Consider the following 6,218-nt stretch of genomic DNA (forward strand, 5'->3'; position numbering starts at 1 on the left):
AACGAACAAATATCACATTCATTTAATGTAAACATTAATATCCCAATGTAGAAAAAAACACATTTTATAAAGTGCATTTACATGAGACTTGACTGGCCAATAAATATAATAAAAAATAACCAAAAATAAAACACGATGTGACAAAACATGTCGTTGAATAGCTGTCCGCTGTAAGCAATTAAGATAATTCATATTTGTTAATTAATATAACGTGTTTGTAAAAACGGATGATAGCAACGACAACGGGAAGTCATAACCGTGAGATATAAGGCATTCATGTCATGAAGAAGTTTTTTGTTTTTCTGCTTTCATGGTTTTCAATAAATTCAGTTAACGCAGAAGATTTACACAATACCGTTAAAGAAGCATTAGCTAACCACCCTGAAGTCAATGCGGCGATAAACAGCCGTTATTCTTCCGAACAAGAACTACGTGCGGCAAAAGGTGGATATTTACCGTCGCTGAATTTAAATGCTGAAGCCGGACGCAAAAATATTGATGATGCGACAACGCGTGCCGCAGGCAGCACCAACGGTTTGACGCAGTCCCCCAACGAGGCGACGTTGAGCCTTGAGCAAAATGTGTTTAATGGTTTTGCCACCTCCAGCGAAGTCGCCCGACAAAAAGCGACCGTGGACTCACGCGCCTGGAGCGTTATGAATACCAGCGAAAGTACCGCATATACGGTGATTCAGGCCTATTTTGACGTGTTGCAGCGCGAGGAGTTTGTCCGTCTGGCTGAAGATGATTTGGCTAACCATGAACGCATCTATGACCAGATAAAACTGCGTACCGATCAGGGCGTTGGCCGTTCAGGAGACTTCATGCAGGCCGAAGCGCGTCTGGCGCAGGCGCGTAACAACTTACTGACCGAGCAAACCAACCTCGAAGATGCAAAAACCACCTTTATCAGCGTGACCGGCATGGAGCCGCAAGGACTCAGCCAGCCAGCGAGTATCGACGCTGAGCTGCCAACCTCACTTGCGGACGCCAAAAGTCGAATGGAGAAGAATAGCCCATTGCTGAAGTCTGCCAATGCCGATATTGAGGCCGCACATCAACAGTACGAAGCCTCAAAATCAACCTTCTACCCACGCGTTGACGTTGAGCTTTCCCGTGGGATCAGCAATAACACCGACACCACTCGCGCACATACCGAAGAGTGGGAAGCGATGGTCAAACTGCATTACAACCTGTACCAGGGCGGTAGCGACAAAGCCACAATGGACTCCCGCGCGTATCTGCATAAGCAGGCTCAGGATGTGCGTAACAACACGTTGCGCCAGATGAATCAGGAACTGCGCCTGGCGTGGACAGCATTACAAAACGCGCGCGCCCAGCTTCCTTCTGCCGAAGAATATGCCGACCGTAGCGTAAAAGTACGTACCGCCTATCAGGATCAATTCAGTCTAGGCGAACGTACACTACTGGATTTACTTGATAGCGAAAATGAAGTTTTCTCCTCAAAACGCCGCCTTGTCGAATTACGCTATCTGGCAGTCACCAGCGGTTATCGTATTAGCGAACGTACAGGTGAATTAATGGGTATTCTAAAAATTGCACCACCGCCATCAGGTCAACCGGTAGATTCTGCAGAAGAAAATAACCTGCCTGAACTTCATTAATAATTATTAATACCCAATAAATCCCTGACCTGCACGCTTATTATTAGCTTGCTATTATTAAAACGTGCAGGTCAGAATGGTTGCGAAAATGAGTGCACAAGCTGAATTATTCAATGAAGTCCCAGAGAATTCTGACAGTAGCAATTCTCAACATCACGATCCCCGTAGCCATCATGACGACCCGTTATTAGATAGCCTACTTATTTTGTGTTCTCTGCACGGTAAATCAGCCAGTCGTTCAACGTTAAGCAGCGGCCTGCCATTAGAAAACGATCAACTCACGCTGAATATATTTCCTCGCGCTGCGGCAAGAGCCGGTTTAAAAGCGCGGGTGGTGACGCGCGCGCTTGATAAAATTCCGCAGATGTCTCTGCCTGCCGTGCTGTTACTGCGCTCTGGCGCAACTGGCGTATTACTGGCATGGAATGAAGATGGCAGCGCTCGTTTTATGCCCAGCGAAAGCGAAGGTGGTGAAATCCGTGTCGATTTAGCCACGCTTGAACAAAGCTATGCCGGAAAGGTTATTTTTGCCCATCCGCGCCATGAGTTCGATTTGCAGGCAGAAGCCTTTTTGCCACGCACCAAGTCCTGGTTTAAAGACACGCTGAAGCTGTCACGTTTTCTGTATATGGATGCCGTGCTGGCCAGCCTGTTAATCAACCTGATCGCACTCGGCACACCACTCTTTACCATGAACGTCTACGACCGCGTGGTGCCGAACCAGGCGACGGTGACACTGTGGGTACTGGCTGTGGGCATTTGCCTTGCCTTTGTTTTTGATCTGATTTTAAAAATGCTACGCGGTATCTGTCTTGATATTGCGGGCAAAAAAAGCGATCTCATTATCTCCTCGACCCTGTTTGAGCGCATTATCGGCATGGAGATGAAAGAGCGTCCACAGCGCGTGGGGAGCTTTGCGCAGAATATTCATGAGTTTCAGTCGCTGCGTGATTTCCTCTCATCGCTGACCCTGACGACGATTATCGACCTGCCCTTCACCCTGCTGCTGCTGATCGTTATAGGCATTATTGGCGGCTCTCTGGCCTGGATCCCGCTCCTGACGCTACCGATTGCCCTGCTGTGCAGTTGGGCACTGCAAAAACCCGTCAATGCGGCGGTGGCCAAAACCATGAGTCTCGCCAGCGAGCGTCAGGCACTGTTAATTGAAACGCTCAGCAGCCTGGATGCCATTAAAGTGAATAATGCCCAAAGCGAGCGTCAGTTCCAGTGGGAACAAACGCTGGGTAGCCTGAGCCGTCTGGAACTGCGGGTGAAAACCTTGTCCAGTCTGGCCAGCAATCTCACCGGCTGGTTCCAGCAGATTTCGGGCGTGGTGATGATCATTGTTGGTGTGTATATGATTATCGGCGGCAAGCTGAGTATGGGTGGCCTGATCGCCTGCTACATGCTGAATGGCCGTGCATTAATGCCTCTGGGCCAATTAACCGGTCTTATTGCCCGTTACCAGCAGGCAAAACTCACCATCAAGAATACCGATAAGATGATGTCACTGACGCAGGAGCGCCGTGCGGATGAAAACCCGCTCAAGCGTGAACAGTTGCAGGGCAGCATTGAATTCCGCGACGTGGATTTTAGTTATCCAGAACAAAAAAACCTGTCGCTGCACAAAATTAATCTCACCATTCAGCCCGGCGAACGCATCGGTATCATCGGCCGTAGCGGCTCCGGTAAAAGCTCGATCAGTAAATTGATCGTCAATCTGTACCAGCCCTGCGCCGGTAATATCCTGATCGACGGTATCGATTCCCGTCAGTTGGATGTCAACGATCTCCGCCACAGCATCGGCTACGTCCCACAGGACATCCAGTTGTTCAACGGCACACTGCGCGACAACCTGCTGTGCGGCGCGCGCTATGTCGATGACGAAACCATGTTACGCGCGGCGGAACTGGCAGGTGTCAACGATTTCGCTCGTCTGCATCCTGACGGCTACAACCTGCAGGTTGGCGAGCGCGGTTCTCAGCTTTCAGGCGGACAACGGCAGGCGGTGGCACTCGCTCGTGCGCTGCTGCTGGATCCGCCTCTACTGCTACTGGATGAACCCACCAGCTCGATGGATAACACCAGCGAAGAGAAGATCAAACACGCGCTGGTCCCCTGCATCGCAGGTAAAACGCTATTACTGGTCACCCACCGCGCCTCCATGTTGTCGCTGGTTGACCGCCTGATTATTGTTGATAAAGGACGCATCATCGCAGATGGCCCGAAAGCGGTGGTGATGGATGCGTTGAAAAAGGGGCAGATTAATGCGTCTCGCTGATTTCCTGGCGCGTGCTCGCCGCTTCATGCAGCACTATTTTCACGGCCGTGATGAAAATCAAACCGACAGTATCAATGAAGTGAGCCACGCCATTATCGATGATGCTCCACGAGTAATTCGCCTGACACTGTGGGTGATCCTTGCGCTGGTGGTCCTGTCCTTCGTGTGGGCAGGTTTTGCGAAGATTGATGAAGTGACACGCGGTGAAGGCAAAGCGATCCCCTCGTCAAAACTGCAAAAAATACAGAACCTGGAAGGCGGAATTGTTACCGAGCTGTACGTACACGAAGGGCAAATCGTCAACGCCGGAGCCCCATTACTGCACCTTGACGACACACGTTTTGCTTCAAACGTCGGCGAAACGGAAGCGGATAAACTCGGCCTGCGCGCAAAGGTAGAACGCCTGAGCGCAGAGGTTGAAAACCGTGACTTTGTAATCTCAGAAGAGATTGCCAGCAAAGCCCCGGACGTCGCCCGCGGTGAAACCGAACTGTATAACAGCCGCCGGGCGCAATTTCACAACGAAATTTCGGCGCTTGAAGAGCAACTGGTGCAGAAAAAACAAGAACTGCGCGATTATGAATCAAAGGAAGATCAGTTCAAGCACAGCCTGGGATTAATACGCCAGGAAATCAAAATGTCAGAACCGTTACTTGCCTCTGGTGCCATTTCAAAAGTCGAACTGCTGCGTTTACATCGTACTGAAGTGGAAACCGCCGGACAGCTCAATTCCGTCAGCCTGTCGCTGCCTAAAGCCGCCTCAGAAATTAAAGAGATTGAGAACAAAATCGGTGAAAGCCGTGGCCGCTTCAAGAGTGATGCGCTGGCTCAACTGAACGAAGCCCGCACCAACCTGAGCAAAGCCCAGGCCAGCGTCAAAGCACTGGAAGACAGGGTGAATCGCACCATGGTTACTTCACCTGTACGCGGTATCGTCCAGCAGGTGATGGTCAATACTATCGGCGGCGTCATTCAGCCGGGCAGCGATCTGGTGGAAATCGTGCCACTGGATGACAAGCTGTTAATTGAGGCAAAAATACAGCCGCGCGATATCGCCTTCCTGCATCCAGGTCAGCACGCGATGGTGAAATTTACCGCTTACGATTACACCATCTATGGCGGGCTGCGCGGTGAAGTGGTGCAGATAAGTCCGGACACCATTACCGATAAGCAGGGACGGAGTTTCTATATTGTTCGTCTGCAAACTGACAAAAACTACCTGGGTACAAGAGAGCATCCGATGCTTGTCATTCCCGGCATGGTGGCAAGCGTCGATATCCTCACCGGTAAGAAAACCATTCTTAGCTATCTGCTGAAACCGATCATTCGTGCGCGTGCAGAGGCGCTCAGAGAACGTTAATCACTTGCGCGCCCCTTGCATTAAATCAGGGGCGCTTATGTTTATGCCGCGGAATAAGCAGACAGTTTACCCCGATTGAGTGTGATTTTTCCGTCATTCACCAGCTCCTGTAATACCTTATGAATAGCACTGCGCGAGATATGATTGCGGGTCAAAATAAAGGTATATACGGATGTTTTCTCACGTACCGCGGGCTCCATCGCCCAAATATATTTGACGTGTTCAATAATCAGCTCACGAATGGTTCTGTGCGATTGCAATGTTTCACGCTGGAAATAGCGTTGCAGATGGTGCGCCAGGATATCAAACGCCTGCTTCCAGAGATTTTTAGCGGTAAATAAAAGATCGGCGTTCTGTACGCTCATGGCCCACATTTCACAATCGGTGTCGCAGCGTAAATAGTGCCCAGCGACCTCCGTACGCATTTGTGGAAGTCCAAGGATCGCCGGTGCAGAAATACTTACCGTCACTAAATCATTTTCTACACGATATACAGAGACCGTCCCTTTCTCCAGAAACAAGATATTTCCATCGACTTTCAGATCTATGCGCTGACGTTTTTTACGTAAGGACAGCCAGGCGTTATCCGATTTCTTTATTTCATCACCAATCAGCACTACAGATTTGTCTATTTCGTTCTGGAACATGGGACTCTCTAAAGCAAGTGATTGCTTCATCAAAATAATGGTGGAATTGACTTAACGGACAAAATAAATGTCAGCTTTAATACAAGCTGACATTTATCCCCATCTACCTCTACCACCAGCATTCCCTGGTGCTTTTGACGCGCTAACGGCACTGACGTTGTTCTCGCGTGGTGGTGTCGAGCAGTATATTGCGCTGTCCAGAAAGAATTAATGCTTATCACCTTTGTCATCACAATTTCGTCTTTTTGCTCTTTGCATAATAGCCAAAAAGACACAATCCATTGATTTATATGCTCTTTATTTTC

General features: G+C 49.4%; 5 protein-coding genes. 3 read left to right on the forward strand and 2 right to left on the reverse strand.

What is annotated here, in order from left to right; all coding sequences use genetic code 11:
- Window positions 1–281 precede the first annotated feature (281 nt).
- The 3 genes from NNN64_RS22220 (at window position 282) to NNN64_RS22230 (ending at window position 5,266) form a co-directional block, all read left to right on the forward strand.
- Window positions 282–1,625, forward strand: coding sequence for a TolC family outer membrane protein (locus tag NNN64_RS22220; protein WP_271442799.1), 1,344 nt, complete (start codon window positions 282–284; stop codon window positions 1,623–1,625).
- 88 nt (window positions 1,626–1,713) lie between these two features.
- A complete protein-coding gene (locus tag NNN64_RS22225) occupies window positions 1,714–3,906 on the forward strand; it encodes a type I secretion system permease/ATPase (protein WP_271442800.1) in 2,193 nt (730 codons plus the stop codon).
- Window positions 3,893–5,266 (forward strand): HlyD family type I secretion periplasmic adaptor subunit, encoded by a 1,374-nt coding sequence (locus NNN64_RS22230; protein ID WP_271442801.1) that lies wholly within the window; start codon window positions 3,893–3,895, stop codon window positions 5,264–5,266. Before NNN64_RS22225 ends, NNN64_RS22230 begins: the two co-directional genes overlap by 14 nt.
- Before the next feature lie 41 nt (window positions 5,267–5,307).
- Here NNN64_RS22230 and NNN64_RS22235 read toward each other — a convergent pair whose 3' ends face one another.
- Together NNN64_RS22235 and NNN64_RS22240 are read right to left on the reverse strand one after the other, a co-directional pair.
- Window positions 5,308–5,913, reverse strand: coding sequence for a helix-turn-helix domain-containing protein (locus NNN64_RS22235; protein ID WP_271442802.1), 606 nt, complete (start codon window positions 5,911–5,913; stop codon window positions 5,308–5,310).
- Between the two features lie 29 nt (window positions 5,914–5,942).
- A partial coding sequence (locus tag NNN64_RS22240) for a hypothetical protein (RefSeq protein ID WP_271442803.1) occupies window positions 5,943–6,218 on the reverse strand: 276 nt, incomplete at its 5' end.

The sequence above is a fragment of the Citrobacter sp. Igbk 14 genome, from assembly GCF_028069825.1.
Classification (GTDB): Bacteria; Pseudomonadota; Gammaproteobacteria; order Enterobacterales; family Enterobacteriaceae; genus Citrobacter.